Raw genomic sequence first — 26,143 nt, forward strand, 5'->3', positions numbered from 1 at the left:
AGGCATACCACAGTTATAATTGTATAGTTTTATTAACCTCACATTATATTAAAAAAGTGCATATTTTATTAGTAAATGTATTAAAATAAAGGGTGATTAGGAGTTTTTAATGAATTATATCAATATTATAATATAATATAATTATATTTAATAATATTTAAGGGATGGATAAAAAACAAATAAATATTATACTGGGCGAGTATACTGACCAAAAGGGTTACTTAAAAAACTACAGCAGCCTTTATTCGTAAGGCAGGAGCAAAGAAAACATATGCGAAGGATTACCCAAGGGTTGGAGTCGTTAACAGGAATCAGTGCGGAGTTCTATCAACACCTACTGGTTACGCTGGCCGTTTTGCTCGGGCTTTGGCTGCTGAGTACCCTCGTATTGGCCATCGCCTTCAAGCGTGAAAAGGATATCCGGAAACGTTATCAGTGGCGAAAGTTCACAAACTATATTATTACCGGCTTAGGCATCATACTACTGCTCAATGTATGGTTTGGAGGCCTGAGGTCCATCGCTACCTTTCTGGGCCTGCTGTCCGCTGGTTTGGTGCTAGCCTTGCGGGAGCCCTTGCTTAACATGGCGGCCTGGCTGTTCATCATCTGGAAGCGCCCTTTCCGGATTGGCGACAGAATTCAGGTGGGTGAGTTTTCCGGTGATGTCATTGATATCCGGCTCTTCCAGTTCTCGGTAAATGAGATCAGGGGGTGGGTACATGCCGACCAGGCAACGGGGAGGGTGGTTAATATTCCGAATGGCCGCTTGTTTACCGAGCCACAGGCAAACTATAACTACGGTTTTCCTTTTATATGGAATGAGGTATCGGTGATGGTAACCTTTGAAAGCAACTGGCATCGGGCAAAGGCCATTCTTACAGAAATTGTTGAAAGGCACAGTGAGAAGCTCTCAGATCAGGCCAAGCTGCAGGTGAAGCGGCAATCGCAGCGGCACCTTATCTTTTATGACGATTTTAGCCCCAGCCTTTTTACCGATGTAAGGGAAAACGGCATCCGGCTGAACATGCGCTACATGTGCAGTGTGCCGCGGCGCAGGCAAAGCACCCACGATATATGGGAAGATGTGCTCACGGCATTTGCCAACACCTCCGATATAAGGTTCGCTTACCCGACCACGCGCTTTTACCAGGCCAACGAGGGGCAGGACATGCAGCGGCCAGCGGCTCCTTAACTATTCTTGCTTGTAAATTTTTCCGTCCTTCATCACCAATTTCACTTTTCTCACCTGTGCGATATGCTCTGTGGGGTTACCTTCCACGGCTACCAGGTCTGCCAGTAAACCGGACTTTATACGCCCCACCTTGTCCGAAACTTTAAACACATCAGCGTTTACGGAAGTGGCTGCGCGCAAAACCTGTAGCGGTTTCATGCCATACTCCACCATCATCTCCATTTCACGGGCATTGTCGCCGTGCGGGAAAACGCCCACGTCGCCGCCCATACAAATGGTTACGCCGGCATCCCGGGCAGCGGCAAAGCTTTTTCGTTTTTCACGGATGCGCTCCGGCTCTGGCTGGCTGCCTTTCTTCCAGCCGTTATACTGCATTATGGCATCGCCAGCTGCCAGGGTGGGGCAGAGGGCTACGTTATTCTTTTTCATGAGGCGGTATATTTCCGGGGTGGCGTAGTCGCCGTGCTCAATCGTGGAAACACCTGCCAGTATAGCCCTGCGCATGCCTTCTTCCGTTGCTGCATGGGCCACTACCGGCCTGCCGCTGCTGCCGGCTACTTCCACTACGCGCTTCAGTTCTTCCATCGTAAAAGTAGGCTGCGCGGCACCATTCAATCCCCAGCGGTAGTCCGCGTATACTTTGATCACATCAGCCCCTTTCCCTATTTGTGTCCGAACTTCGCGCGTGAGCCCCTCCAGCCCGTCGGCCTCAGCCGCCCCAACCGGGGACTCCATATCATAGCGCAGCACCTTGGGACCATAGCTGCCGGATGCCACAATGGCCCGGGTAGCGATGATCATGCGCGGACCCGGAATTACTCCTTTTTCAATGGCCTGTTTTAATCCGACATCATCATAACCGGCGCCTTCCGTGCCGAGGTCGCGCACGGTGGTGAAGCCGGCCAGCAGTGTTTCGCGGGCATGGTTGGTTGCACGGGCTACGCGTTCAGCCCCCGACTCTTTCAAAACCTGGTCGTTCCATGGCGTTTCATTGTAAGGGTGAAGCAGCAGGTGGCTGTGCCCCTCTATCATCCCGGGCATAAGCGTAGTACCTTTGAGCTCCATTACCTTTGCGCCGGCAGGCACGTTTTTCAGGTCGCCTACACTTTCTATCTTGTTGTTATGCACCAGAACCTGCCATCCTTCATGCATGGTCTCGCCATCGAATACCCTGTCCGGTCTCAGGAGGTAGTAAGTTTCCGGATTAGTAGTTTGGGCCATACTCTGCTGCGTGACAAACAGGTAAACAAGTAACGGTATAATCAGGAAGCTGCGCATGTTAAAAGGTCAGGAATAGAGATGAATGAAAGATAATGGCAATGTAAAAAAATTATTGCTTATATGTCATGTACAGCCATCCTTTAAACGGAGCAAACCTGCTGCTTAAGGCTCCTCCGCTTATAGACGTAGAAGACCAAACCGACCCTTTTTTTCAGAAAATTAAAAAGCGCATTTTGCTTCAGTAGTTACCTAAATCGAAAGCAAGATTGAGCAAGGCTACTGCGGGCCGGTGCCTTGCTAGGATGTGCTAAAACCTAAAGGTAATTGAAAGTGTAAAGCATAATTCAACAAATAAAGCAATCACAACTATGGACGAGTTTCTACAAGCAGCCCTGGACGAGGCCAAAAAAGGTTACGCAGAAGGAGGCATACCCATCGGTTCTGTACTGGTGCATAAGGGTAAGATCATTGGCCGGGGACATAACAAGCGGGTGCAGGAGGGCAGCGTGGTGTTGCACGGGGAGATGGATGCCCTGGAAAACGCAGGTCGGCAGCCTGCCGCTGTTTACCGCGAATGCACGCTCTACACAACACTTTCGCCCTGTACGATGTGCTCCGGCACTATCCTGTTGTATGGCATCCCGGAAGTAGTGATAGGGGAGAACCGTACCTTTATGGGTGAAGAGGAACTGCTCCGTTCAAGAGGGGTGACGGTAACTGTAGCGGACAACGAGGAATGTTACCAGCTGATGCAAGACTTTATCAAAGAAAAGCCAGCGTTATGGCAGGAGGATATTGGGGTATAAATTAAGGTAGTCCCGCTTGTTGCTAAAAGTGGAGCTACAAATTATAGTAATCAGACCAGCACAGAAAAGGCCGCTGTATTGTACAGCGGCCTTTTCTGTGCTCAACTGAGTGTCATTATTTCCGTTCTACAACCTTGATTAGCGTTCCCTGCGTGACACGATCCTGCAGGTTCATACCGTTCAGGATAGCGTGTTCTTCCAGTCTGTCATTTTTTACGTTATACGCCTGCAAAGCATTGGCAAGCGTGTTGGTTTGTTTTACCGGCTTCACCTGCAGGCGCTCCGGCTGGCGGTTAAGCTTCTCAGGGTCGGTTAAAGCACTGAAGCTTTGCATGGAGTTTGTAAACAGTTGGGCATAGCTGTTAAAATTGGCTGTGGTGCTGATACCCATCATGCTGTAGATATTGCCGCCGTACTGTATCAGGTAGGTGAGAGTGCGGACAGGTGCCTGTTGCTGCTGCTGGGCTTGCTGCTGGTCTGCCACAATAGCCAGGGCTGGCAAGCCGTTTACCGTTACGCTGTTCGATTCCAGGGGCTGAAGTTTATACTTCTGCATCACCTGCTGCGCTGCCTCCTGTAGGTTAGCTCCCGGTGCGATTGTAAAGGTCATCATGGCTTTACCTTGCTTATCGGCCATGCTTACCTGCTGCGGGGTGTTCTGGAAAGCCCAGTTGGTGGGTGTCTGAAACTTGAACTTCAGTACCGGGTGGTAGAAGACATTGTTCTCCAGGAAACCCTGCTTCGGATCTTCCCCGAAGATCATCCCGTCCACCATTTTCAAATAGGCGTTGCGGCCAACCTCCGGATTGGTGAGGCTCAGCTTCTGCTTCCACTCCTGGGCAAGCTGTGCAACCACTACCTGCCGGTCTTCGGGGGAGGGGTGCGTGGAAAGGAATGTTGGAACGGGTTCTGCCCCTGCCTCTGCACTGGTGCGTTGCAAGGTTTGGAAAAACTCGGCCATTTCGGTAGCGTCGTACCCGATCTTAGACGAATACTCTACCCCCAGTCTATCAGACTCGCGCTCGGCATCGCGCCCAAACTTCAGGAACAGCAAACCGACACCTTGCTGTGCCACATCGGCGAACTGTGCGAACTCCGGTGATACCACCATGCCTACGATCAACCCAAGTTGTGCCAGCATCGCCTTGCTTTGTTGCTGTGCAGAATGGCGTGCCGCAATGTGTCCGATCTCGTGCCCCAGTACCCCCGCAAACTCGGCCTCGTTATTAAAGTAGGCCATAATGCCACGGGTAAAATACACATAGCCGCCTGGTACGGCAAAGGCATTGATCACCGGCGAATCCACCACCCGAAAAGTATAATTCAATTTACTGCGATGTGATATGGCAGCCATTTTCTGGCCCTTGGCATCAATGAACTTCTGCAGGGCAGGATCCTCGTAGAGACCAAAATGCGCTACAATCTCAGGGTCTGACTGAGCCCCTAACGCTATCTCTTGATCTTCAGACATGAGAATAACCTGGTTCTTACCGGTTACCGGATTTTTAGCGCACGAATTGAACAGCGCCATTGTTCCTGCCAACAGGCAGATGATACTATATCTTCTCATAGTTTGTGTTGCTTCATGTGTGAGCGCTTCTTTTGAAAAGTTCTATCTAAAAAAAGCTATATATCCTAGCAACGGAGGAACCAGGTATAAGTTGCAACCCCAACCCCCGGAGAAAGCTTTTTGAGAAGACTGCCTTTCCCTAATAGCTACATGCACCCGAAAAGATGAGGTTAGGAAATACCTTGGGAATGAATATGCCCCTTGCCTCCGTGCTTAAAGCAAATCCCTTATTTTGGACAAGGCATCGTCTTCCAGCGGTTTTTGTAAGAAGCCAGCCACCATTCTATACCTTTCAGCCCGCTGCAGTTCCACCTTATCCACTGAGGAGGTGAGAATGAAGATACGGCACCTTTCCAAAAGGTCTGCTTCGTAAGGCAGCAGCATATCCAGCAAGTCCCAGCCACTCATAAAGGGCATGTTTAGGTCCAGAAACAGGATGTCCGGCAGATTTTGATACAGCTCTCCTTCCAGATTGGAGATTAGTTCTTCCAAGGCTTCGCGGGCGCAAAGAAAACCTTTAAACTGTTTGGCAAAATTCTCTACTTCCAGCAACGTCTCGGTCAGAAAGATGCTGATCTCATCATCATCAATGATATATACTTTATTAAACATGCTTTGCGCCAAACAATAGTTTAAAAGTTGTGCCTTTGTCAGGTGCACTTTCCACTTCAATTTTACCCCCTAAGGCTTCTACCTGAGTTTTTACCAGAAAAAGTCCAACGCCTTTGCCATGCGTATTCGGGTGGAAACGTTTATAGAGTTTAAACAATTGGTTCTGAACCAGGTGCATATCCATCCCCATGCCATTATCGCATACAGTTAAAACGTAGCCCCGGTGGTCCTGGCTGATAGCAACTGTAAGTTTTAAAGGCCGGTCAGGTGCTTTGTATTTGATAGCATTGGATAACAGGTTATAAAAAATGCTATACAAATATGCCCTGTTTGACAGGAACTCATAAGTGGCGTCGATGGCAATGGAAACCTCGGCCTGCTCCTGCTGCAATTCATCGCTGAACGTGGAGAGGACCTCCTGGGTGATTTGCCTTAGGTTAACTCGTTCGCGAGGCAGGGTTTTGTCTGCATCCCGCACGCTCAAAATCTCATTGATGTCTTTGATCACTCCGTCGAGCTGTGCGAGAGAGGTATGCAGTTTTTCGGAGGCGGCTTTGTACTGCGGGCTGCTTTGATCCAGTTTTTTGATCAGGCCGGACAAGCCAAGGGCGTTAGCAACCGGTGCCCGCAGGTTATGCGATACCATGTAGGTGAACTGCTGCAGGTTCAGGTTCTGCTTGTACAAGTCGTCGGTTAGCTTCAGTTGCTCCGCTTCTGCTTTCTTCTGTTCCGTGATGTCCGTCTGGATCGCAATATAATTCACATGGCTGCCATGGCTGTCCCAGGTAGGGGTCACGTCCAGTTTCACCCAGTATTGTTCGCCATTTTTACGGTAATTGATCACTTCATCCGTAAAGTACTGCAAGGATTTATACCCGGCCCTTATACGTTGGGAAGTAGCCGGGTCGGTGTCTTTGCCCTGGAGAAAAGTACTGGGTACTTTACCAAGCACCTCTTCTTTCTCAAAGCCCGTTAAACGGACAAAGCCGTCGTTTACCCATTCTATCCGGCAGGCGGTGTCCATAATCACAACGCCGTTGATTGTCTTACTGGCAACCAGGGAGAGTTTCTCAAGTTCACGCTGTAAGGTTATCTGAGCGGTGGAGTCGTAGAAATGCACGGAAATACCGCCATCTGAAGGGAAAACGCTGAAGCTTAAAGTAAGGTCTTTGTTAAGAATATAGCCCTCTTCAAAGTACTTCGTAACTTTAGTGTCGGCCACCTGGTGGCATTTGGCATAAAACCGCGAGGACTCTATGCCTGGGAAAAACCCCCATATCTTCTGGCCGATAAAGGAGGCACGTTCCTTTCCGATAAAATTGCAAAAAGCTGCATTAACAAACGTGAAGTTCCAGTCTCCATCTAAGGCGAAAAATGGATCGGCAATACTCTCAATCAGGCTATTGAGCTGTTTTGCCTGTTCCTTAATCAGCCTCTGAGACTTTTTGAAGGCGGTGATGTCCTTGGCGATGCCCTGTAACGCTTCCACTACCCCATTTATATAAACCGGCATCAGGGAGATGTGTAGGATTCTTTTATTTCCGGAAGCATCCAGTATTCTGATCTCATCGGAAAATGGCTCGCCGGAGAGGGTAAGATCGACAGCCGCTTTTGCCAAAGCTGCTTCCTCGGTTTGAATAAATTTAAGGAAGTGCTGGTTGATTACTTCTTCAGAGGGGTAAGCGGTAATAGTTATGAAATTTCGGTTAATGGAACGGAAAAATCCATTTCGGTCCAGGGAGAATACGGCATCGGAGTGCTCCTGAAACAAGGACTTGTAATATGCCTGGTGAAGCTCCTTTTCTATTTCGGCCTCCACTGTTTCGGTTATATCACGTGAGTTAGTGATTATGCCGCAGATGTTGGGTTCATCCAACAGGTTAGTTCCTGTACAGTCGAGCCATCGCCAGGCATCGTATTTATTACGGAAGCGCAATCGCGGCACATGAAGCCGCTCCTTCGAGTAAATCTCCTGGAGCGCACCGATAGCTATAGTGACATCATCCGGGTGAATGAACTCGAAAATACTTTTACCAACCAGTTCTTCCGTTTCATACCCAAGAATTGGTTTCACAGAATCCCCTAAAAATTTAAACACGCCATTGTGGTCGAGCACAGAAAGCAGATCCGTACTATTGCTTAACAGGTGTTTGTAAAATGTAGATGACAAAAGTGTCATAAAGAAAATTATATAAATCGCGCAGAACCTTCAAGTAAATTGACCGGAGCAGAACAGTTTTTAAAAAAAATACATTCCATTCTATGCAACTTATGATAAGCAAACTGGTTAAAAATGTTTGAATTTACACATTGTTGAAGATATTTTTACCACCACACGATAATTTAACATTTATTTTTTTTCTGTATCAGTTGCAAGCAAGTAAGATAGAAGAATAATGCAATAAAATGCGCCTCGACGGGGGCGTCTCTGACCGGGAACGGCTTATTTTGTTCCAGTGCTCCGTAATACGGGCTCATACCCCAACAGGGCTCTTTTTGCCTTTTTTCGAAATAAAGCATTATTTAGTATCAAAAATTAATAGGGGCCGATGGCAACAACCAAATTATACATCAAGAACATGGTATGCGACCGTTGCAAGCGGGTGGTGGCTGAAGAGCTGGCTGCCATGGGATACCAGGTGCTGCACGTGGGGCTGGGGGAAGCGGAAATAGCGGCAACAGCACAGGAAGTTGACCTGGCTAAGATAAAAAAGGTGATGACCGACAACGGTTTCGATTTACTGGATGACCAGAAAACGAAGTTAATAGAGCAAATTAAGCTTTCCATCATAGCGTTGGTGCACCAGCAAGGCGAGGCCGAACTGCATGTGAACATGTCTCACTTTCTGGCCGAAAAGCTGGGAAAGGACTACCAATACCTGAGCGCTCTGTTCTCTTCTTTTGAGGGGATCACACTGGAGAAATACCTGATTCTGCAGCGCATCGAACGGGTAAAAGAACTGTTGGTTTACAATGAGCTCAGCCTGAAAGAAATCGCCTTTAAACTCGGGTATAGCAGCGTAGCGCATCTTTCAGGCCAGTTTAAGAAAGTAACCGGACTCACACCCACGCATTTTAAGCAGGTGAAGCAAGAGAAACGGAAAACCATTGATAAGCTGCACTAGGGGCTACCTTCGTCATTTATAAGATGTATACCAAAGAGCAAGCCTCGCAATTAAGACAAGCCTTCTGGACCACCTTTGGACAGTATCTGGCACCTCATCCCTCATCCGACGGGTTAAAGATAAACTGGGTCAATTATAAGACCGGGCTCAAAGACGTTTATTTCAGGTTGCGTGCCGAAAAAAACGCAGCCTCCATTGCCATTGAGCTCACACACCCCGACCCAGAGATACAGGAGCTCTACTTTGAGCAGTTCCTGGAATTAAAGAACCTATTGCAGCAGTACATGGGAGAAACCTGGAACTGGGACATGCACACGACTGATGCCTATGGAAAGACCGTGAGCCGGATCTACACTGAGATAAAAGGGGTAAATGTTTTTGTTAAAGACGACTGGCCGGCACTCATTTCCTTTTTTAAGCCCCGCCTGATTGCTCTGGACGATTTCTGGAGCGGGGCCCAGTATAGTTTTGATGCCCTGCGCTAAATTTACCCAAACAAGGCCGGCAGTTGCTTAACAAGGGTATAACCGCCCAGCCAGGCCATTACAAGCACGACAACCGCCCCAAAGATTGTAAGCAGCCACGGGTGCCTGTAGTCGCCCACTATCTTTTTATCATGGGCCGCTACCAGCATGGTACCAAGGGTGATGGGCAGTATAAGTCCGTTCAGGGCGCCTGCCAGGATGAGCAGGTGCACCGGCCGGCCAATGGTTACAAAAATGGCAGTAGAAATAAATATAAAGAGGATGATGGCCCAGTTCTCATACTTTTCTACATCTCTGTGAAACGATTTGAGAAACGAGACAGAGGTATAGGCCGAACCGATGATGGAGGTGACTGCCGCCGAGAGCATCACGATGCCGAATAGCTTGTAGCCTACCTCCCCGGCGGCCAGTTGAAAAACAGAGGCCGGCGGATTTGCCTCATCGAGCAGGAGGCCCTTGCTCACCACACCCAGGGCAGCCAGAAACAGGAAGATACGGATAACGGAGGCGATGGTGATACCGGATACGGCACTTCGGGTAACCTGCGGCAGGGCGTCTTTGCCTTTTATGCCGGCATCCAGCAAGCGATGACCACCCGCAAAGGTGATATAGCCGCCTACTGTCCCGCCAACCAGCGTGATGATGGCGGTAATGTCGATGTTATCGGGAAGTATGGTTCTGGCGGCTGCCTCGGCAAGGGGAGGGGCAGAGGTATAAGCCACGTACACGATCAAAACGATCATCAAAAAGCCCATGGCCTGGGCAAACCTGTCCATTACTTTTTTAGCTTCGCGCACCAGAAAAACAGCGATGGAAATAGCGGCAGCCGCCATGGCGCCTGTTTCGGGGGTAATGCCGAACAACACGTTGAAGCCAAGCCCTGCACCGCCCACATTACCGATGTTGAATGCAAAGCCTCCCAGTACGATCAGCAGGGAAATGAAAAAGCCCAGGCCGGGCAGCAGCCTGTTGGCAATGTCCTGGGCACGGTTCTCCGAAACCGCAATAACGCGCCACACATTGAGCTGCGCCCCGATGTCCAACAAAATGGAACACAGGATCACGAAGCCGAAGCTGGCCCCCAGTACCTGTGTATATACCGTGGTTTGGGTCAGGAAGCCGGGCCCCACGGCGGAGGTGGCCATTAAAAAAGCGGCTCCTAAAAGCACGCCCCAGTTTCTTTGGTTTCGCATGGTTAAAGCGGCTGAATGCTGATGTTCTCTTTATGTAAGGTTTCGGAAATGTAACGGGCAAACTCCAGCGCGTGGGCACCATCGCCGTGTATACAGATCGTGTCGGCCTGCAGCGCCACATGCCCCCCCTGCACCGTGTTTACTTTCCCTTCTTTTACCATGTTCAGCACCTGCTGTGCGGCCTGGTGCCTGTCTGTGATCAGGGCGTTTGGCAGGCTTCGGGGGGTAAGCGTGCCATCCTGCTGATACGAACGGTCTGCGAACACCTCCTGCGCCGTGCGCAGGCCCGCTTCCTGGCCTGCTGCTATCAATTCGCTTCCGGCAAGCCCGTACAGCACCGCCTCTGGGCAAACCTGCTGCATCGCTTTGGCAATAGCGGCGGCCAGCACAGCATCCGTAGCAGCCATGTTGTAAAGCGCCCCGTGTGGTTTTACATGATGCAGGTCGGCTCCGGCGGCTTTTACAAACGCCTGCAGCGCACCTACCTGGTACACCACCATGGCATAAACCTCAGCGGCGGAAACGGCCATTGCGCGCCGGCCAAAGCCCACTAGGTCCGGCAGACCCGGGTGGGCACCGATGGCTACCTGCTTGCTCCTGGCCAGCTGCACGGTGCGCTGCATCACCAGGGGGTCACCGGCATGAAAGCCGCAGGCAATATTGGCGGAGCTAATATAGTCGAGCAAGGCAGCATCGTTCCCTAGGCTGAATGCGCCGAAACTTTCTCCCATATCGCAGTTCAGGTCTACGTGGTGTTGGTACATATCAATGGTTTTTGAAGCGAATGGCACTTTCCAGTTGTTGCATGTTTAATTCCTGCTGCAGGTAGAGCTCCTGGGCTTCCTTCAGGGACACTTCCTGAAAACGAATATTCTTGCCAGGCTGTACCTGGGCCAATTTAGGAAGATCTGCCGAGATTACCTGCGCTATGCGCGGGTAGCCGCCTGTTGTCTGGTGGTCTGCCATGAGTATGATGGGGTTGCCCTGTGGCGGAACCTGTATAGTACCAAAAGTTACCGCGCTGGATAACAGTTCAGCAGGCGTTCGCAGGCGCAGCGGAGAGCCGAGCAGCTGAAAGCCCATCCGGTCGGAGTTAGGGCTCACCTGGTATTTATCGCTCAGGAAATAGGCATGACTCTGTGGCGTGAACAAGTCGTACTCCAGGCCGCGCAGCACCCGTATGTCTACCTCGGGCTCATAAAGCGAGTGTTGCTGCGGATCCATAAACCAGCTGGCCTGGCTGAACCATTGCCCCACCGCTGCGCGCTGCAAGTTAGCAATGTGAAGTTGCGGATTCGCTCCCAATCCGTGGCATGGGATCAGGTCGTCGGCCCGCAGGGCCCTGCCCTTGAAGCCACCGATGCCTGCCGCCAGGTAAGTCGATCTACTCCCCATCACCAACGGCAGATCAAACCCGCCGGCAACCGAAATATAGGTGCGGCTACCCATCTGGGCATGTCCGAATTCTAGTGTGCTGCCTGCCCTTACCAGTACGGGGCGCCACATTTTAACGGGCACCTGGTTAATCCTGGGCGTCATCAAGGCACCCGTCATCGCTATCACCTGCTCGGTTTCAAAGTATAAGACGGGGCCGTGTAGCGTTGCCTCTAAAGCAGCCTCCTGTGGTGAGTTGCCTACCAATAGGTTGGCCGCGCGCAGCGAGAAACTGTCCATGGCCCCACTCACAAGCACGCCTTCGTTCTGATGCCCGAACCTGCCCAAATCCTGTACCGAAGTAAGCAGGCCAGGCTTCATAACTTTAATGCCCATCGCTTTCCAATTTTTCAAACATTTCCGCTGTGATGGGCACAAACCGGACCTTGTCGCCGGCCTGCAGCAAACTTGGTTTTTCCCGTGCAGGGTCGAACAGGGTGCAGGGAGTACGCCCGATCAGTTGCCAGCCACCGGGCGTCTCGAGGGGGTAAACACCTGTCTGGCTTCCGCCGATGCCCACGGATCCCGCTGGTATTCTGGCCCGGGGCTCTTGTTTACGCGGGGTTGCCAGCTTTTTTGGTAAACCGCCTAAATAAGGGAAGCCAGGGGCAAATCCGATCATGTGCACCAGGTAGGTCGCCTTAGAGTGCAGCCGGATCACTTCTTCAGGTTGTAAAGCGGCGTGTTGGGCAACAAAGGGCAGATCCGGGCCAAAGGCGTCGCCATAGCATACGGGAATTTCATATACAGCCGCCTTCGAGGGTTTTTCAATCCGGACCTGCCGGAGTACCTGCTGTAGCCGCTCCACAATCTTATCATAAGGGTTTAGCTTTCCCTTTTCGCTTAATACCCAGGGGTCGTAAAAAAACGTGATGGTGGTGTAGGCTGGTACATAGGCCGTAATGCCCGGCACTTCATGCGCATCGAAGTACCTGCTAATGGCCTTGATCCGGTTATGTGTTTCCGGCGATATCCTCTCCTCAAACTGCAGCACCATGGCGCTGTCTCCGAGTGGGCAAAGCTGAAATGGGAGCAGTTCCTTTTGATTCATGCGTTTTATACGTTTCCCTTAGCTTCAGTTGGTTTCAGGTCTGAATTTTACTACTATTTTTACTTGCTGCGGAACAGGGCTTCCATTTTTCAGGGCAGCAGACCAGCCGGGGCCCTCCTTCACCAGTCGTAGTGCTTCCTGGTCGCAGGGTGGGCAAAGGCTTTTCAGAACCCGAACGTTTTCTAAAGCACCTTTGGCAGAAACCGAGACCCCTACAATAACCCGCCCCCTTTTAGAGGATGGCGTGTAGCGGATGTTTTCCTGCAGGTACCTTTTGTAGGCCTGCATGCCCATGTCTGGGTGGGCGGCCACAGTTCCGAAGGTGGTGTCTTTCTCAAGCCCCTGTGTTTGCGTTACCACAACTTCGCTCAGCGACTGCGTGTTCTCCTCCAAATGTATATGAAGGTTCTTCGTGCCGGGCTCCACGAGCTTTTCGGTGCTCATGAAACCGACGGACGCAAACCGCAGCGTTGTTTTGCGCTGGGGCAGGCGTAGCGTAAAGTTTCCGTTGGCATCGGAAATGCTGCCCTGGTTAGTGCCTTTCACAAGCACCGTTACGCCCGGGAGCGGTTGTCCGTCTGGGGTAGTAACTTTCCCCTGCACCTCCTGCAGTTTCAGCGTATTCACTCCGCTGATACTGACACCTGCCGCCTTGCCTGCCAGCATCGAACGGACGTGTGTGGATTCCGGTACGAAGGCGTTTTTATTTTGAAAGGCCAAGAGTGGGGTAGAAGCTGCCTCAGCCGTTTTATTTGCTGCTGCCACTTTCGGGGCTGCCGCATCCACCGTGTCAGTGAAGTTAAAAGCAGCGGGACTGGCTACAGCAGTAACTCCGGCCGCTTCTTCTGCCAGCGCGGTTTTTCGGTCATCCGCATTTTTTTTATGTGGCAGCGCTGCACTGGCCAGCTGGGGAGGTTTTTCTGCCCGGGCGCGGTTGAGCTGAGTTTCTTGCGGCGCAATTGGGTTGAGGTCGGTCAGATTATCCGGTAGCGTAGTGGCGCTGCTTACACCCAAATCCTTTTCCCGGACCGTGCTTGGTGTTGATGTTTTTAAGAGCGTTGCCTTTTCCTGGGTTAGCGATCTGTAATTATAATAAAACACAAGCAGGGAGGTGCAGAAAACCAGGAACAGCGTGGCAGCCACGCGCCAGTCCGTTAGGTATACCGGCAACGGTTTGCGTTTCTTTTTACGTGTTTTCGACTGCACAAACTGGTGCACATGCCGTAAGGCCGCCTTTGTCTGCGCGGCATTTGCCAGGGCCATGCCTTCCAGTACATCAGCGCACAGGGCGCAACCGAGCAGATGCTGTTCCAGGGGCTGATGCAGCGCATCGGGCAGGGTGTCTTGCTGGTACTGGCGCAGCAGTTCCACAGCAGGATGGTCTTCCGGTTCCCAAAGTATCGGGTGTTTAGCTGGCTGCATGGTGTTTCTCCAGGTATAGTTTCAGGTTGCGCTTGCCGTTCTGAATGTAACTTTTCACTTTGTTCAACGCACACCCGGTCAGGGCGCTTATTTCTTTATAGCTTTTTTGCTGCAAGTAAAAGAGCTCAATGCACCTGCGTTGCTCCGCAGGCAATTCGTTTAAGGCAAACAGCAAAGCCTGTTCCAAGTTTTGCTGCTGTTCAGCTTCTGTAAGATGCATGGGGTGCTGGCTTTCCATAACAGGTTCCGCGGCTTCGTCCAATGCCTGGTGCTGCAGCTTACGATTTGCCCGAAGTTGCATTAGGCAATGGTTTTTTACCGTGACATGGAGCCAGCCTTTAAAGTTGGTGATCTCATACTTTAACACGGCCTCGGTCAGGTACTCGAAAAGCTGCATGGTGGCATCCTTGCTGTCGTCCTCATCCCGCAGGTATTTCAGGCACACCAGGTACACCATCTCAGAATGCCGCTGGAACAGATCTCCCAAATAGGTTAAATCCCGGCTCTCCCTGTACAGGCGCAACAACTCCAGGTCGTCGGGGGGCGACTGCGCATGAGAGAACAGCTTCAGGAAGAAGGGGAGCATGGGCTTTCAACTTGTCAATCCAAGATAAGGGAAAAATTTTGAGATGCTGTTATGGAATCAGAAGGAAAAGCGCATCCTGTAGAAAACCAAACGCAAACAGCCATGAAAAAAACGATCTGCATTCTGCTAACCCTCTTACTGATCGGGTTACAGGCCAACGCACAGGGAAGAATGATTTCCGGAAAAGTGACCGACGCAACTGACGGCAAAGGTCTGCCCGGTGTCAGCGTGCTGCTAAGAGGCACCCTGGCGGGCACCAGTACCGACCAGTACGGGAAGTATACGATCAGCGTGCCGGATAACAAGTCCATACTAGTATTTCAGTTTATTGGCTACGAAACCAAAGCCGTGAAAGTGGGCAAAAAAAGGCAGGTGGATGTGGCGCTTGAGGCCAGTACCCAAACCCTGCAGGAAGTAGTGGTAGCACGGGGCCTGGCCGGAAAGGCAACGGGCATTCAGATACGCAGTCAGAATGCCATGACCTACACCCACATGGAGGTGTACGCCCCGCCCCATAACACCGAGAACTACAGTTACATCAAAGAAAGCACGTTTCTGAATCCGGAAAAAACACCGCTCTCTACCTTCTCGATTGATGTTGACAATGCCTCTTACAGCAACGTGCGCCGTTTCCTGAGCCAGGGACAGAAGCCCCCGGTAGATGCCGTGCGCATTGAGGAGATGCTCAACTATTTCACCTACGATTATCAGCAACCAACAGGAGAGGCGCCTTTTTCTGTTACCACCGAGCTTTCCGAATGCCCCTGGAACAAAGACAATCAGCTGCTGCACATTGGGCTGCAAGGTGAAGATATTCCAACGGGTAATCTGCCGCCGGCTAACCTGGTGTTTCTGATCGATGTCTCAGGATCGATGGGATCACCTGATAAATTGCCTTTGCTGAAGGCGGGATTCAAGTTGTTGGTAGATCAGTTGCGGCCCTAGGACAAGGTGGCCATCGTGGTGTATGCCGGGGCAGCAGGGCTGGTGCTTCCCGCTACGCCGGGTAACGACAGAGCAACCATTCTGCAGGCCATCGAAAACCTGGAAGCGGGTGGCTCTACGGCAGGAGGAGAAGGGATTAACCTGGCATACAAAGTGGCAGCCGACAATTTTATGAAAGCGGGCAATAACCGGGTAATACTGGCTTCGGATGGCGACTTTAACGTGGGTGTGAGCAGCGACGGTGCCTTGCAGCGCCTGATTGAAAACAAACGTGCGTCAGGCATCGCCTTAACCGTGCTTGGTTTTGGAACCGGCAACCTGAAAGACTCCCGCATGGAGCAGCTGGCAGATAAAGGGAACGGCAACTATGCCTTCATCGATACAATTCTGGAGGCGAAGAAGGTATTTGTGAATGAGTTTGGGGGCACACTGTTTACCATCGCCAAAGACGTGAAACTGCAACTGGAGTTTAACCCAGCCAAAGTGAAAGCCTATCGCCTGATCGGCTACGAGAACCGCGCCCTGGCCGACGAGGATTTCAAGGATGATAAAAAAGATGCAGGTGACCTGGGAGCGGGGCACACCGTAACGGCACTTTATGAGATCGTACCTGCAACATCCAGCGCGGGCCCTACAGCAGGCGGGGTGGATGAACTGAAATATCAGCGCAAAGCAATAGACCCTAAAGCCACTGCGACAAATGAAGTCCTAACCCTGAAGCTGCGCTACAAAGATCCTGAAGGGATGGTGAGCAAACTGATCACCAGTACAGTAGCTGACAAAGTGGTTCCTGCCAACAAGACCTCCGATAATTTCCGGTTCTCTGCTGCCGTTGCGGCATTTGGTATGCTGCTACGCGATTCCGAATTCAAAGGCACTGCAACGTACCCGATGGTGCTGGAAATGGCGGAAGGTGCCAGGGGCAAGGATAAGGAAGGGTACAGGGTTGAGTTCATTAACCTTGTGAAGTCTATGAGTTTTTTGAGTGATAGGAGGTGATAGCGAAGGAGCCCTGTGATTTTAATGCGGGGCAGGGCACAGTTTTCGGACTGCAGGTCGTATCTTTGCTGTTTAAACAGCGGCTAACGCCAATGCTTAACCGAAATCAAAAAACGCATGGAATATACTTACACAGGCAAAGTAATGTGGTCGCACCTGGATGCGAACATGCACATGCGCCACTCTGCTTATGCCGATTTTGCCGCGCAGGCGCGTATTGAAGTGCTCGATAAACTGGGGCTGGACCTCCAGGTTTTCCAAAGGTTGCACCTGGGACCTATCCTTTTCAGAGAAGAAACGATGTACCTCCGCGAGGTGGGCATCAACGAGAACCTGACTGTAACCACGGTGCTTGTTAAAAGTCGACCCGATGGCTCCCGCTGGTCCATTCAGCACGAGATTTTTAAGGAGAACGGCGTTAAGGCGGCTCTGATAAATGTGGAAGGCGCGTGGATCGATACCCTGAAACGGAAGCTGACCAGTTTACCCGAAGAGCTGGCAGGCCAGTTCAACCAGATACCCAAGAGCGCAGAGTATGAGGAAGTGGCTGGCTAACCGGCCTTAAGCAAATAACGCAGCAGCATAGGTGGGTAATAAAACAAGCGTCCCTGGCAGGCCTTTCGGTTTGCCAGGGACGCTTGTTTTATAGTAGCTTATACTTTGTTAAAACTGAGTAACAGCCCTGAAAGCGTTGATGCGTCCGTAACCGTACAGCGGGTCGCGGCCGGGCTTACCCAAGTCATCTGCAGAACTGCGCAGTACCGCCAGCACCCTGGCCGGATCCATGTCTCCACCGTTCTTCCCGATGATCAGGGCGGCAACACCTGCCGCGTGCGGCGCGGCCATACTTGTGCCCGCCGACCAGGTATAGCTTCCGCCGTTGGCCAGGCTCAGCACCATGTCCATAGCCCAAACGTACTGTCTTACACCAGCTACTGTGCCGATATCATTTGCAGGATACATGAAGTCACCCCCCGGGGCGGCAAGCGTTACATCCGGGGTGCCGTAGTTTGTGTAAGAGGCGATTCTGTCGAGGTTGGTGTGCAGCACATCATTGGCCCAGCCTAGTGGTGCTGTGGCAGAAATAGAGATCACTCCCGGAGCACCAGCAGGAATATGCACAACCGACTTATCGGCGTTGCCATTGTTTGCGTCGTTGCCAGCTGAAGCAATCACGGTTACCCCATTTCGGATGGCATATTTTGTAACTTTCGCGATAGCCACCAATAATTCCTGCACTGCTTTGGTATCGTTTATGATCCTGTCATCAGAGGTATCTTCCGGTGTGCCGTTATCGTCCAGGAACTTGCCGTTACGGGGCAGTGCCGCGCCAAGGCTTAGGCTGATCACGTCGGCGCCTTGCTGTGTTGCAAACACCATTCCGCTCAGCATCCAGGAGAACGAACCGGAGCCGCCATCACGCAGTACCTTAATCAAAAGCAGCTTTGCTTCCGGGGCAATGCCAATCACGCCGATGTTGTTGTCTACGGCGGCAATGGTACCGGCAGTATGGGTGCCATGGCTGAAGGTTTTGCCGGGTACTGCTTTAAACTGCAATGCCTCTCCAGGTACAAAGTTTCTGCTCGATGCCAGGTCAATGTTAGCCGCCAGGTCTGGGTGCGTCAAATCGAAGCCACTGTCCAGTACTGCAACACGTACTCCTTTGCCTCTTGCCCCTGTATTCCAGGCGTCTGGCGCCTGAATGGCTATTGCACCCCACTGCAGCGGAAAGTAGCGGTTGGAGTTTCCGGTGCTTAGGGGAGCAGAGTTATCCGCATTCACTTCCACTGTTCGCTGATCAGGGTTTATCCATTGCGCCTCGAAATCATGGATGACGGAGCGCACACCGGCAATTTTGCCCGCTTTTGAGGCAAAATCAGGGTCTGAGGAAGTGACGGATGCAACGCCAGCCTCAGCCAGCAAATTGGTTACCTGGCCATTGGCAGCAATCAGCTTGCTTTCGATGCCTGCCGGTAGCTTGTCTCCTGTGGCTATGACAATGTAATTTTTGCCACGCAAAGTGGCCATGGGTGTGCCTGCGGTCGCCGCGTTTGTTCTCAAAGTAGCCATGCTCGCTTCCGGAGCAACGTCTTTATCCTGACTGCAACTAAACAAGCCAGCCAAAGCAAAGGCCATCGGGTAAACTAGTTTGGGCATAATGGTAGTGTTCGCCATAAAAAGAGTGGTTAAGAGAAAGGTGATTAAATTTACATAAGTCTGTTTACATGGATAATGGCAGCAGGAGCGTATCCCGCCTTTCCGAACACAGGTGTGAAAGGTTTAAGCAATTACGGCAATAATTAAGTTTGGATGTTTAAACAAATATAACTTTTCTAGCAATTGGGTGTGGAAGGCTGTTTATTGGTGGCGAACAGACCAAATTATTAAGTCAATGGTTATGATATGAGAATAATTAGTATAAATACTGTAATTTTAGTATACTAAGTTGCTTATATATAAGCATTTTAGGGTATATAGGTATTGAATTAATAAAAAAACAGGAATTCAGGTGGGAGTATAGCCTATGTTATATTTTAGTGAAACTTACTCATTTTGAAAAATCAAAAAGAAAATTTTATAAATACCTGTAAACTTAAGCAGGGCTTAAAATGGGTAAGTAGGATTTTTTAAATAAAAAGCCTGCCGAGGTGAGCACATTTTTAGTAACATGCTGTTTTGCTTTTTGAGAACCAGTTTGTAACGGAAGGTGTGAGTAGCTACTAAATTGACCCACCCCTAACCCCTCCAAGGAGGGGAATATAGAGCATGAGTATTTTTTTAGCGTAACATCATGCAATAGTGAATGTTTTCTGCCAAAGTAGTTAATGTGCAGGAAAAGAATATGCATTAAAAGGTGTGACTTGCGTGAAAGTGACTCCCATGATCTCTTAAAGTAGTAATACGCATGGTGAGAATTCCCCTCCTCGGAGGGGAATCGTTCCTGGTATTTAAAATAAAGATGCTGGTATGGGAGTTCGTCTGCTGATGAATCCACAGTTGGTATTTAGTGCTTATCAACGTAAAATGACAGTGTCATCAAAGTATAAGGGCAGCATGATTCCCCTCCTCGGAGGGGTTAGGGGTGGGTTTACATCTTCAATTCATCGTGTAAATCGCAACTTGAGCTCATCATCTTTATTTACGGATAGGCATAAGTTCCTGTACGGCTTTGAGTATTACTGCCCAGGCCGGGGAAAGGGGAGACACCAGGTCGAAGTGACCGGCGTCCGGCACGAGCAGTACCTGCGCTTCGTCACCTTTGGCCTGTGCGGCTGCGGCAAAAGACAGGGGCTGGCTACGGGGCACGATAGGGTCTAGTTGGCCCTGCACCAGCTTTTGCGGTACGCGCAGCGGCAACAACTGCGAAGGGGAGGCCAGGGCATAGCGCGCAGGCACATCGGTGGGCATGCCACCCATGAGTTGCGGAACAGCGGTGTTGCAGCTTCCTTTCTCTACACTATAGGCAGCCAAGTCGGGGATGCCGGCTAAGGATACAACTCCTTTCAGCTTCAGTGGTTTGCGGGTATAAAGTATGCTTCTGCGCGGCAGGTTTTTACGGGCGGCCAGCCATAAAGCCAGGTGCCCCCCGGCAGAGTGCCCCAGCACGAGCACTTCTTTGGCATTGACCGGGTATTTTTTCGCAAGTGTCTTCACAAAGTCCGTTCCTTTTGCCACATCCTGAAAAGTACCCGGAAAACCACCACCGGCATCGCCAACGCGCCTGAATTCCAGGTTCCAGGTGGCATAGCCCGCTTTGGTCAGGGCTTCGCTCACATGTTTCATGTACTCCATGTTATAAGCCGACAGCCAGCAACCCCCATGCAGGATCACCACAACCGGAAAAGGTCCTTTGCCTGCAGGCAAACGAAGTTCCCCGTATTGCAATGAGTCAGGACCGTAAGCCAGCTTGTACCCCGGAGCAGGCAAGGGCATTTCCGTTATTTGTTGCCAGGTAATAAGCTTGGGTTTCGTGGTTTGGGCCAACAACGAAGTATAGCATAAACAGCAAACAAGCAAAGTTAGTACTCCTGATCTCATAAAGTTGGCTTGATGGTTGAATTGAGAACAAAGATAGCGATATACTTTGCATGTGCTAACGCTACCCCCTCTCCCCAGCCCTCTCCCCGATGGGGCGAGGGAGCTCTTTTTACTCCTCCTCCCACTGGGAGGAGGCAGGGAGGCGGGTTTTTCTACCCGCGAATCTGAAGGTTTCCCCTCTCCCCAGAGGGGTGAGGGAGCTTTTTTACTCCTCCTCCCGCTGGGAGGAGGTTGGGAGGAGGGTTTTTCTGCGAGCGCATCTGTACGGATTGTTTCCTCTAACTAACCTTACATGTATACAAGATTTATCTTAATACAAGTCGCTTTACCTTTGAACTATACCTGTATCAGTCGGGTTTCAGTCCAAATCAGAAATTATGAATCGCTTATTTTTAAGGAGGGAGCTTCGACGGAACGCCACAGCAGCGGAGGTTATAATTTGGCAGGCACTGCGCAATAAACAGTTAGGCGGCCGTAATTTCAGAAGGCAGCACAGTCTGGGTAAGTATATCGTGGACTTTTGCTGTCTGACTGAGCGCCTTGTAATTGAGATTGATGGTGCTAGCCACCATAATATAGGTGCCATACTTGCCGATGAGGACCGTGATCTTTGGCTGACTCAGCAGGGTTTTAAAGTGCTGCGTTTTGAGAATGAAGAGGTCTATCAGCACACTGAACGTGTGGTGTGGGCCATTGAGGATGCTTTTGGGTGGTATTTGGAGGATTTGTAGGTTCAGGAATTTGTCCGGTTTGCAGAGTAGTCCCCCCCCTCACCCCAGCCCTCTCCCCGAGGGGGCGAGGGAGCTTTTTTACTTCTCCTCCCACTGGGAGGAGGTTGGGAGGAGGGGTTTACCGAGAGGCTCTTACAACCGCTTATTTCTCAATGGCCATGAGTTTATCCAGCATCTCGTTAAGTTCTTCTTCTGATTTTACCAGGTGGCAGTCGCGGAGGGTGCCCCTTTTGTAGATGGCCACGAAGGGGGTGCCGCTTAACTTAACCGATGAACTCGAAACCGGGTTTTCAGCAGCGTCTATCAACAGAAACAATACATCTTTATAAGCAGGGTCTTTTGATTTTCTGTCAAATACGGGTTCCAGTTCTATGCAAACAGGGCAATCGGGAGCCACAAACTCCGCAATAACATATTCATACTTGTAGGTCAGGAAACGCAGGTCTTTGTCGTTGGCTATTTGCATGTGTTCTATTTGAGCGTTCAATCTCCAGTTTATGAAAAGCAAAAAAGCTTTGCCGGAAAAGTCCGGAAGCTCCTCACCAATGCGTACAAAGAATTCTACTTAATAATTCCAAATTCCTGTTTAACTTGCTGTAGAAAACAAACGACACCCCACATGCAGCACCACATCCTGCGCCCGCGCCAGGCTCTTAACAAGGCCTACCTCCGGCTTAAAACATCCCGATCTGAGATGGAGCATTTTAAAGGGACGCTTAAAACCCTGCTCGACAGCATCGACCTGAACGAAACCGAGGAACACGCCAAGAACCACCTGCGCGATTTTCTGAAAGCGGCCTTTTACGGTGCCTATGGCCTGAACACCAAAGGCAAAACCGACCTGGTGATCCATACCGGAGCCGGCACCAAGAGCAATGCCGCCGTGCTGCTGGAAGTGAAGCGGCCTTCTAATAAAGGCGACATGCCCACGCCCGAAAACCTGAACGCCAAGGCCACCCACGAGCTGCTGCTGTATTACCTGCGCGAGCGCATCGAGCACAAGAACCACGACCTGCGCCACCTGGTGGTAACCAGCGTGCACGAGTGGTTTGTGTTTGACGCCCTGGAGTTCGACCGTTTGTTTTTCCGGAACACCCAGCTCAAAAAAGATTTTACGGATTGGGCCGCGGGGCGCAAAGCAAGCGCCAGCACCGATTTTTTCTACAAAGAAATTGCTGCGCCCTTGCTTGCTTCCCTCCCCGAAGGTATCAGCTTTACGCACTTTAACCTGAAAGACTACGAGAAGCCACTGCGCAACACCGACCCCCAGGACGATGTGAAACTGGTGGCCCTCTACAAACTGCTCTCGCCGGCGCACCTGCTCAAAGAGCCCTTCGCCAACGATGCCAACTCCTTGGACAAAGGCTTTTACCAGGAGCTGCTGCACATTATCGGGCTGGAGGAAGTGAAGGAGGGAGGCCGCAAACTGATCCGCCGCCAACAAAAGCCGAACCACGGCTCGCTGCTGGAGGCTGCCTACCAGAAGCTGCGCTCCGAAGACCTGGTGAGCGGACTCGATAAGCCCTCCAGTTATGGCAGCACCCGCGAAGAGCAGCTGTTTAACGTGGCCCTGGAGCTGTGCATCACCTGGATGAACCGCATCCTGTTCCTGAAGCTGCTGGAGGCGCAGCTCATCAGCTACCACCACGGCGACACGCGGTACGCGTTTATGAGCACGGCCAACCTGCGCGAGTTCGACGACCTGAACGAACTGTTTTTCGATGTGCTGGCCGAGCGGCCCGAAAAGCGCGCGGCCAATGTAAAACAAAAGTATAGCCACATCCCGTACCTGAACTCCTCGCTCTTCGAGACCACGGCGCTGGAGAAACACACGCTGCGCATCTCGAACCTGAAAGACCGCAGCCTGCTGCCCCTCTCGCCTCAAACGGTGCTGCGCGATGGCCAGGGCCGGAACCTGAGTAAGAGCCAGCCGGAGCTGCACACACTGGAGTACCTGCTGCGCTTTTTGGGCAGTTATGATTTTGGGGCTGAGGGCAAAGAGGCGATACAGGAGGAAAACAAAACCCTGATCACGGCCTCGGTGCTGGGCCTGATCTTTGAAAAGATTAACGGCTACCGCGACGGCTCTTTCTACACCCCCGGCTTTATTACCATGTACATGAGCCGCGAGGCCATACGCCGTGCGGTGGTGCAGCGCTTCTCAGAAAAGTATGGCTGGCACATCGATCCCGGTGCTGCCGGATCCGGGTTCGAATCCCTGCAGCTCCACGTACACAGGAACTATACTTTGGATAAACTGCAGGAGTACAACGCGCTGCTCAACAGCCTGCGCATCTGCGACCCTGCCGTGGGTTCGGGGCATTACCTGGTAAGCGCCCTCAACGAACTGATCGTGATCAAGGCGGAGCTGCGCCTGCTGCTGAACCGGCAAGGCAAACCGCTGCATTATGGCAGCATGGAGGTGCAGAACGATGAACTGATCGTGACAGATTATTACGGTGAGCTGTTTGCCTACACCGTGCTGCAGCACCCCAACGGCCACCGAAGTATAAACCCGCAGGTGCAGGAGCTGCAGGAGGCGCTGTTTCATGAAAAGCAGACCATTATAGAGAACTGCCTCTTCGGCGTGGACATCAACCCGAACTCCGTAAAGATATGCCGCCTGCGCCTTTGGATAGAACTGCTCAAAAACGCCTATTATTTGCAGCAAGATGCCAGTTTAACCAGCCCCGTGTGCTACGCCAATGCCAGCGACCTGCGCGAGGGTTTTAGCACTGCAAGCGAAACCGGGAATTACACCCAGCTGCAAACGCTGCCCAACATCGACATCAACATCAGGCAGGGCAACTCGCTGTTGAGCCGTTATCCTTTGTCGGCTGATTTGCAGGAGGCCTTTGGCAAAAAAGGACACAGCCTGCAGGCTTACCGCGATGCTGTGTTAAAGTATAAGCACACCAATTCTAAAGCTGATAAAAAGCAACTGGTTCAGTTTCTGGATGAGATCAGGCAGGGATTTAAAACCACGCTGGCCAACAACGACCCGCTCCGTAAAAAGCTGTCGGAGTTGCGCGGCCAGATAGCGGTGATGCAGAACCCCGACCTGTTCGGGGCCAAAAAAGGAAACAAGAAAGAGCTGCAGCAAAAACAAAAGCAACTGCAGCAACTGGAAGAAGAGCGCGAGTCCATAGAAACCAACAAAGTATACGAAGGGGCCTTTGAATGGCGCTTCGAGTTTCCGGAAGTGTTGGATGAGGAAGGCAAGTATAAAGGCTTCGATGTGGTGATCGGGAACCCGCCGTATATCCGGCAGGAGGAGCTTGGCAACTTTAAAGTATACCTTCAGAAAGCATTTAGCACGTATGCCGGCACCGCCGACCTATACGTATACTTTGTGGAGCGCGGCATAGCCTTGCTGCGCGCCGGCGGCCAGTTCAGCTACATTATACCCAACAAATGGATGCGGGCCGGTTATGGTCAGGCACTGCGGCAGTGGCTGCAAAACCATACGCTGGTGCAGCTACTCGACTTCGGCGATCTTCCCGTTTTTGAAGAAGCCACCACGTACCCGCTCATTATTGCCGCCGCCAAGTATGATCCTGAAGAATGTTATACTTTTGAAGCCGCAAGTATAAACACGCTGCAATTTGAGAAAGGATTAGCCGCTTATGTGCAGCAACACAAGTATAAAGTTAAGGCCGAACTTCTGCCCGCATCAGGCTGGACACTCTCTGACAGCACCTCACAGCAACTGCTGGAGAAACTAAAAAATACAGGCACGCCGCTGGGTGAGTATGTGGAGGGTAAAATATACTACGGCATCAAAACAGGTTACAACGAGGCTTTTGTAATTGATGAAGCTACCAAAGAACGGCTCATTTCCGAAGACCCACGCAGCGCCGAAATCATCAAGCCCTTTCTGGCTGGCCGCGATGTGAAGCGATATGGATACCTAAAAGATATAGGGTTTTTGATATTTTTTCCAAAAGGGTGGACCACAGAAAGGTATGGGGAACTCCCTGAAAACGAAGCCTTTGAAAGGTTGACATCTGATTATACTTCATTGGCACGGCAGCTTTTACCCTTCAAAACAAAAGCCAAAGCAAGAACTGATAAAGGAGATTATTGGTGGGAAGTTAGAGCCTGCGGCTATTACAAATCTTTTGAGGAACCTAAAATAATTTACCAAAGGTTTCAGGTTAAACCGGTTTTTTCTTATGTGAATGAGCCGGCATTTTTCAATGATGCAATATATTTTATTGCAAAAGACGACGTCGCGTTATCAGCTTTACTTAATTCCAAAGTTGGATGGTTTTTGATTTCAAACTATTGTACACAAATACAAAATGGATTTCAACTTTTAACAAAATACATAGAAAATATCCCCATCGCCACCCCAGACGAAGAAACGAAAGCAAGTATAACTTCCTTGGTCGAGCAGATCCTAAGTATAAAACAGGCCGATGCTGCTGCCGATACAACTGCGCTGGAGGCCGAGATAGATGTGCTGGTGTATCGCCTCTACAACTTAACCTACGACGAAGTGCTGCTGGTGGAGCCGGGGTTTGCCATGCCACAGCAGGCCTACGAAGAAAGGGTAGGGGTGGCCCTATAATTAATCTTTGCCGTTGCCTTTTGTAGCCGGAAGAAAAACCCTCCAACCAACCTCCTGCCAGCGGGAGGAGGAGAAAAAAAGCAACTCGACCCTAGTAAAAAAGCTCCCTCGCCCCTTTAGGGGAGAGGGATGGGGAGAGGGGCCAACTACTCCTGCTGCT

Annotated in this window: 22 protein-coding genes; 9 read left to right on the plus strand and 13 right to left on the minus strand. The window is 50.9% G+C overall.

The window, feature by feature from the left end:
• Positions 1–271: 271 nt before the first annotated feature.
• A complete protein-coding gene (locus AC4BAN_RS04965) occupies positions 272–1,192 on the plus strand; it encodes a mechanosensitive ion channel family protein (RefSeq protein ID WP_490563270.1) in 921 nt (306 codons plus the stop codon).
• On the opposite strand, the gene AC4BAN_RS04970 is transcribed toward AC4BAN_RS04965, so the two are convergent.
• Complete coding sequence (locus AC4BAN_RS04970) at positions 1,193–2,470, minus strand: metal-dependent hydrolase family protein (protein WP_490563271.1); 1,278 nt, start codon at positions 2,468–2,470, stop codon at positions 1,193–1,195.
• Between the two features lie 311 nt (positions 2,471–2,781).
• On the opposite strand from AC4BAN_RS04970, the gene AC4BAN_RS04975 reads away from it, so the two are divergent.
• Entirely contained in the window at positions 2,782–3,219 is a 438-nt protein-coding gene (locus AC4BAN_RS04975; protein WP_490563272.1) for a nucleoside deaminase, read from the plus strand.
• A 115-nt stretch (positions 3,220–3,334) separates the two neighbouring features.
• Here AC4BAN_RS04975 and AC4BAN_RS04980 read toward each other — a convergent pair whose 3' ends face one another.
• The 3 genes from AC4BAN_RS04980 to AC4BAN_RS04990 form a co-directional block, all read right to left on the minus strand.
• Positions 3,335–4,789, minus strand: coding sequence for a M48 family metalloprotease (locus AC4BAN_RS04980; RefSeq protein WP_490563273.1), 1,455 nt, complete (start codon positions 4,787–4,789; stop codon positions 3,335–3,337).
• A 213-nt stretch (positions 4,790–5,002) separates the two neighbouring features.
• Positions 5,003–5,401, minus strand: a complete 399-nt coding sequence (locus AC4BAN_RS04985; RefSeq protein WP_490563274.1) for a response regulator — start codon at positions 5,399–5,401, stop codon at positions 5,003–5,005.
• Positions 5,394–7,580, minus strand: coding sequence for a PAS domain-containing sensor histidine kinase (locus AC4BAN_RS04990; RefSeq protein ID WP_490563275.1), 2,187 nt, complete (start codon positions 7,578–7,580; stop codon positions 5,394–5,396). Before AC4BAN_RS04990 ends, AC4BAN_RS04985 begins: the two co-directional genes overlap by 8 nt.
• A gap of 370 nt (positions 7,581–7,950) precedes the next feature.
• Between AC4BAN_RS04990 and AC4BAN_RS04995 the strand changes: the two genes are divergently transcribed.
• Both AC4BAN_RS04995 and AC4BAN_RS05000 read left to right on the plus strand, forming a co-directional pair.
• Positions 7,951–8,526 carry an AraC family transcriptional regulator gene (locus AC4BAN_RS04995; RefSeq protein ID WP_490563276.1) on the plus strand — a complete coding sequence of 192 codons (576 nt, stop codon included), beginning with the start codon at positions 7,951–7,953 and terminating at the stop codon, positions 8,524–8,526.
• Positions 8,527–8,549: 23 nt separating this feature from the next.
• Positions 8,550–9,011 (plus strand): DUF4268 domain-containing protein, encoded by a 462-nt coding sequence (locus AC4BAN_RS05000; protein WP_490563277.1) that lies wholly within the window; start codon positions 8,550–8,552, stop codon positions 9,009–9,011.
• 2 nt (positions 9,012–9,013) lie between these two features.
• On the opposite strand, the gene AC4BAN_RS05005 is transcribed toward AC4BAN_RS05000, so the two are convergent.
• From AC4BAN_RS05005 to AC4BAN_RS05030, 6 genes are read right to left on the minus strand one after another with little or no spacing between them, the layout of a single operon-like run.
• Positions 9,014–10,204, minus strand: coding sequence for an NRAMP family divalent metal transporter (locus AC4BAN_RS05005; RefSeq protein ID WP_490563278.1), 1,191 nt, complete (start codon positions 10,202–10,204; stop codon positions 9,014–9,016).
• Positions 10,205–10,206: 2 nt separating this feature from the next.
• A complete protein-coding gene (locus tag AC4BAN_RS05010) occupies positions 10,207–10,968 on the minus strand; it encodes a LamB/YcsF family protein (RefSeq protein ID WP_490563279.1) in 762 nt (253 codons plus the stop codon).
• Position 10,969: 1 nt separating this feature from the next.
• Positions 10,970–11,974 carry a 5-oxoprolinase subunit C family protein gene (locus AC4BAN_RS05015; RefSeq protein WP_490563280.1) on the minus strand — a complete coding sequence of 335 codons (1,005 nt, stop codon included), beginning with the start codon at positions 11,972–11,974 and terminating at the stop codon, positions 10,970–10,972.
• Entirely contained in the window at positions 11,964–12,689 is a 726-nt protein-coding gene (gene pxpB, locus AC4BAN_RS05020; protein WP_490563281.1) for a 5-oxoprolinase subunit PxpB, read from the minus strand. The genes AC4BAN_RS05015 and pxpB overlap by 11 nt, the downstream gene beginning before the upstream one ends.
• Before the next feature lie 24 nt (positions 12,690–12,713).
• Positions 12,714–14,111, minus strand: coding sequence for a TonB family protein (locus AC4BAN_RS05025; RefSeq protein WP_490563282.1), 1,398 nt, complete (start codon positions 14,109–14,111; stop codon positions 12,714–12,716).
• On the minus strand, positions 14,098–14,697 hold the full coding sequence (locus AC4BAN_RS05030) for an RNA polymerase sigma factor (protein ID WP_490563283.1): 600 nt from the start codon (positions 14,695–14,697) through the stop codon (positions 14,098–14,100). Before AC4BAN_RS05030 ends, AC4BAN_RS05025 begins: the two co-directional genes overlap by 14 nt.
• Positions 14,698–14,799: 102 nt before the next feature.
• On the opposite strand from AC4BAN_RS05030, the gene AC4BAN_RS05035 reads away from it, so the two are divergent.
• The 3 genes from AC4BAN_RS05035 (at position 14,800) to AC4BAN_RS05045 (ending at position 17,196) form a co-directional block, all read left to right on the plus strand.
• On the plus strand, positions 14,800–15,642 hold the full coding sequence (locus tag AC4BAN_RS05035) for a von Willebrand factor type A domain-containing protein (protein WP_490563284.1): 843 nt from the start codon (positions 14,800–14,802) through the stop codon (positions 15,640–15,642).
• Positions 15,643–15,648: 6 nt separating this feature from the next.
• Positions 15,649–16,641, plus strand: a complete 993-nt coding sequence (locus tag AC4BAN_RS05040) for a vWA domain-containing protein (protein ID WP_490563285.1) — start codon at positions 15,649–15,651, stop codon at positions 16,639–16,641.
• Between the two features lie 117 nt (positions 16,642–16,758).
• Positions 16,759–17,196 (plus strand): acyl-CoA thioesterase, encoded by a 438-nt coding sequence (locus AC4BAN_RS05045; RefSeq protein WP_490563286.1) that lies wholly within the window; start codon positions 16,759–16,761, stop codon positions 17,194–17,196.
• 108 nt (positions 17,197–17,304) lie between these two features.
• Here the strand turns inward: AC4BAN_RS05045 and AC4BAN_RS05050 are convergent, their stop codons facing one another.
• Both AC4BAN_RS05050 and AC4BAN_RS05055 read right to left on the minus strand, forming a co-directional pair.
• Entirely contained in the window at positions 17,305–18,816 is a 1,512-nt protein-coding gene (locus AC4BAN_RS05050; RefSeq protein WP_490563287.1) for a S8 family peptidase, read from the minus strand.
• A 960-nt stretch (positions 18,817–19,776) separates the two neighbouring features.
• A complete protein-coding gene (locus tag AC4BAN_RS05055) occupies positions 19,777–20,679 on the minus strand; it encodes an alpha/beta hydrolase family protein (RefSeq protein WP_490563288.1) in 903 nt (300 codons plus the stop codon).
• 377 nt (positions 20,680–21,056) lie between these two features.
• Here AC4BAN_RS05055 and AC4BAN_RS05060 point away from each other — a divergent pair, with 377 nt between their 5' ends.
• Positions 21,057–21,410 carry an endonuclease domain-containing protein gene (locus AC4BAN_RS05060; protein ID WP_490563289.1) on the plus strand — a complete coding sequence of 118 codons (354 nt, stop codon included), beginning with the start codon at positions 21,057–21,059 and terminating at the stop codon, positions 21,408–21,410.
• A gap of 142 nt (positions 21,411–21,552) precedes the next feature.
• Here AC4BAN_RS05060 and AC4BAN_RS05065 read toward each other — a convergent pair whose 3' ends face one another.
• The gene (locus AC4BAN_RS05065) at positions 21,553–21,876 is read right to left on the minus strand and encodes a thioredoxin family protein (RefSeq protein ID WP_490563290.1); all 324 of its coding nucleotides are present in this window, start codon (positions 21,874–21,876) and stop codon (positions 21,553–21,555) included.
• Between the two features lie 153 nt (positions 21,877–22,029).
• Here AC4BAN_RS05065 and AC4BAN_RS05070 point away from each other — a divergent pair, with 153 nt between their 5' ends.
• Entirely contained in the window at positions 22,030–25,983 is a 3,954-nt protein-coding gene (locus AC4BAN_RS05070; RefSeq protein ID WP_490563291.1) for a DUF7149 domain-containing protein, read from the plus strand.
• Positions 25,984–26,143 lie beyond the last annotated feature (160 nt).

This window comes from Pontibacter sp. GD13 (assembly GCF_058216355.1).